The organism is Streptomyces prasinopilosus (assembly GCF_001419695.1).
Lineage (GTDB): Bacteria > Actinomycetota > Actinomycetes > Streptomycetales > Streptomycetaceae > Streptomyces > Streptomyces prasinopilosus.
On sequence record NZ_LIRG01000775.1, the window covers coordinates 1 to 3,687 of the forward strand.

A 3,687-nucleotide genomic window follows, 5' to 3' on the forward strand; every position below is an offset into this window, starting at 1 on the left:
CTCCACCTTCCGCCCGCACCACGTGCGCGGTGAATGGTACGACTTCGGCATCTTCGACCCCGTGGAAGAGGTGCGGGCGGCGGTCTCCTCGATCAGCCGGGGAGTGGCGCACGTCTTCCCGGTAAGCCAGCTCCCCAACTGCGTGTGCGGGCACAAGCGCTCCAAGCACGGAGCCGACGGATGCAGCGTGGGCGGTTACCAGGAGTGGGAAGACTGCCCCTGCTTCGCCTACGTATCGGAGGCCGTCCTCGAGGACGTTGCGCCGATCAGTCGAGCGCGGGCGCAGCGCACCGACAGCAAGGAGTGGATCGGTCCCTTTCCTGCGGAGGCGATCGCCAACCGCGAGCACCGGTGGCACGAGGCCATTCGCCGGGAAGCCGAGGGCATGCGCTGGCCCGAGGGGGCGCCCATGGTCCCTGACGGGTGGTCTGAGTCCCTGGCCGACAGGGTCATCTGGCGGCTTCTCGGCTGCGAGGAATCGAGTCAGTACCCGGACGTCGTGCTGGACGAGATTCTTCGATTCAAGTGGGCGCACGCCGGCTCGATGGTTCCTGGCGTCTACGCGGAGCACCTGACCGACCGGATCATGCCCCACCTGTTCTGACCGCCCGTGCCGGCGCTCCTGGGTCTCGGGCCCGGGGGTGCTGGCGCACTCCACCCCCCGATACGCATTGCACCGCCATGCTTAACGCGGTACGGTGAAGCCGTTGCCCCGCCGGGCCCCCTCCACCACCAAGCTTCGGGGGCCCGGCCCGGCCATCACACCCCCAACAACGTCACGAAGGTCGTCAGGCCTGCCGCAACACTGCCCACCCAACCCTGACCACCGCCCCCAACAAGGACCTCCGTGACCACATCCAGCCCCCACAACGACCGAATCCCGACCGACCCCACCACGTGGGCAGTGCTCCTGCTCACCGCGGCAGCCGCCATCAGCCAACTCGACCCCGGCCAGACCCAAGCCCTCATCGCGACAGGAGGTATCGCCGAACTCGCCCTGATCGCCCTCCGGTCCCCACGCGGAAGGAGGTAACGCACCACCCCGGCCCGGCCGCGCCCCCATGGCGGCCGGGCTTTCCCCTTGCCCTCTCCCGGTTGTCAGTGGCAGCTCGTAACGTACCTACGTCATCTTCCGCGCATTGCTCCCAGGTGAGGCATCTGTGGCGAACGGCGTATGGCACAGCGGGCTGAAGACCCTTCTCGAGCTCGACAAGGACGACCTCGGGCTCGCCGGCATCGGCGGCATAGACACCGCCGACCTGATCGCACAGCTCCTGCGGCCCATCGCGGAGCGGGACCGGCAACTCCTGATGTGCGTGGAGAGCCACTACGGGCGCCGCTGTAAAGCCGAACTGAGCGGCGTCCAGAGCCCGTACATGTACGTGCGGAAACACCGCGGCCCCGACGGCGTTCTCCGCCTGAGGGCAGCGCACCTGCCCACCACCTACACGATGACGCCCGAGGAGAGCGACCTCCACAAAGCCATGAAGGAGTTCATGGCCCGCACCGCCGAAGCCGCCAACCTCGACTACGGCGTCGAGAAAGCGACCAAGTCCCGCACCTCCCGCCCCGACGTGACCATCCACGCCGCGGGGGGCGTCAGCCTCGGCTGCGAGGCGCAGCTATACAACGCCAGCCCCGGAACCGTGCTGCGCCGCTCGAAGGCGCACGCCACCTCAGGGCTGACCGCGAACTGGGTCACCCACGATGACTCCTTCCACCTGATCGACCGCGCCAACTGGATGCTGACCAACGAGGTCACCTGGCGGCAGGTCACCAACGCGGCCGACCTCCCCCTCGTCGGCGGGTTCCGCGTCCTGACGGAGTGGAAGTGCACGGCCGCCGCACAGCGCCCGTGCCCGAACGGCCTGGTCAAGACGGGCTGCAACAAGGTCCACCTTGAGTGGGACACCCCCATGCGGCAGGAAGGCGAAGCGTCGGGCTGGACCGGCTACCGCGGCGACCGCCGCAAGGTCGCCGTCGGCCAGGCCCTCGTCGGCGCAGCGACCGGCAGCGTGACGCCGCTGTTCGTGCCGTCCTCCAGCAATCCACGGGCCGGCAGTCACCTGTGGGTGCCCGCCCAGGACCGGGACCGGTGGTCTGAATACCGGGCCGTGGAGGAGCCGACGTTCACAGACGCAGTCGAGGCCGACGACGCGATCCACTTCTCCGGGCAGGACGCGGACTTGACGTGCGAGTTCGGGGAGGACAACTGGAAGCCGAGTGCGCCACTCAGGCGCCGCGGGCTGGGCGGTGAGCTGTCGATCACCGTGGACGACGTGGCGGAGACCGCGGGCGGGGAAACCGCTCCGGGCGTCACCCTCCAGACGGTAGAGGCCCCGGTCCTTCTTCCTGCGGTACCAGAACAGCGCGTAGCGACCGTGCAGGAGTCTCTCGTCGCAGTTGCGCCGGAGCAGCACGCCAGCAGCCCGCCGGTGAACGTCTTGCGGGGCACGAAGGCCTGCGAGGCGGGGGCGGCGCCGTGCGGGCAGCCAGCACGGTTCTACGCGTGCGGGTGGCGCTGCGAGACCCACAAGCCGTAGAGCGACGGCACGGGCGCACCCGTCCCGGCCCGGCTTTGCCTCACGGCGGCCGGGCCTTTCTCGCGTACTGACCCGGGGGAACGTCCGGCCGAACCTGGCCCACCCTGAAGACAGCCTGACCGCCGCCGACAGGAGCAGCCTTGAGCCAGCCAGCCCCCTACTACCGCGACGACCAGGTCACCCTGCTGCTGGGTGACTCCCTGGACGTCCTGCGCACCCTGCCGGACGGCTCGGTCGACTGCATCGTCACCAGCCCGCCGTATTACGGGCTGCGGGACTACGGCACCGCCGGCCAGTACGGGCTGGAGGCGACGCCCACGGCCTACGTGGAGACGATGCGCGCCCTGTTCGCCGAGGCGCGCCGGGTCCTCACCGACGACGGAACGTGCTGGGTCAACCTCGGTGACTCCTACGTGTGCAGCCCCAAGGGCAGCGAGTCGAAGACGGACGGGCTCGTCGGACGCAGCAACCACCTGACGACTCCCGCCGGAAGCGGCGGCAAGAACGGCGGCGGGCTGGCCGCCAAGCAGCTGATCGGCATCCCATGGCGGGTGGCGTTCGCGTTGCAGGACGACGGCTGGGTACTGCGTAACGAGATCATCTGGCATAAGCCGAACGCGATGCCCGAGCCGGTCCGGGACCGCCTGAGCACCCGGCACGAGCACCTGTTCCTGTTCAGCAAGTCCCGCCGCTACCACTTCGACCTGGATGCCATTCGCGAGCCCATGCCCCGCAGTGAGTCCAAGGGGCGGAACCCGGGCGACGTGTGGTCGATCTCGACTCGTCCCTTCCCGGAGGCCCACTTTGCGGTGTTCCCGATCGACCTGCCGATCCGTTGCATCAAGGCGGGCTGCAAGCCGGGCGGCACCGTCCTCGACCCCTTCAGCGGCTCGGGCACCACCGGAGCCGCGGCGCGCCAGCTGGGGCGCCGGTACGTGGGGATAGACCTGAACTCCGCCTACCATGACCTCGCCAAGGACCGGTTTGCGCAGGGTGCCCTCGACTTCGACGGAGCCGCGTAGGCGTATCGCACCACCCCAGCCAGGCCGCCCGCCGTCCCGCCGATACGCCATGATGGCCCCTCAGCTCGCACACGCCTTGGGGGAACCATGCGCACCATCACCGCGGCGGCCGCCGCGGTGAT

General features: G+C 69.4%; 2 protein-coding genes and 1 pseudogene. All 3 read left to right on the forward strand.

Annotated features, from left to right (window positions below; all coding sequences use genetic code 11):
• Nucleotides 1-604 (forward strand): annotated as a pseudogene (locus AOK18_RS26225) (hypothetical protein); the annotation flags it as partial.
• Between the two features lie 556 nt (nucleotides 605-1,160).
• Entirely contained in the window at nucleotides 1,161-2,543 is a 1,383-nt protein-coding gene (locus AOK18_RS26230; protein ID WP_055695951.1) for a hypothetical protein, read from the forward strand.
• Between the two features lie 140 nt (nucleotides 2,544-2,683).
• Nucleotides 2,684-3,565: a DNA-methyltransferase gene (locus AOK18_RS26235; RefSeq protein WP_055695952.1), complete on the forward strand. Its 882-nt coding sequence runs from the start codon at nucleotides 2,684-2,686 to the stop codon at nucleotides 3,563-3,565.
• Nucleotides 3,566-3,687: the final 122 nt, after the last annotated feature.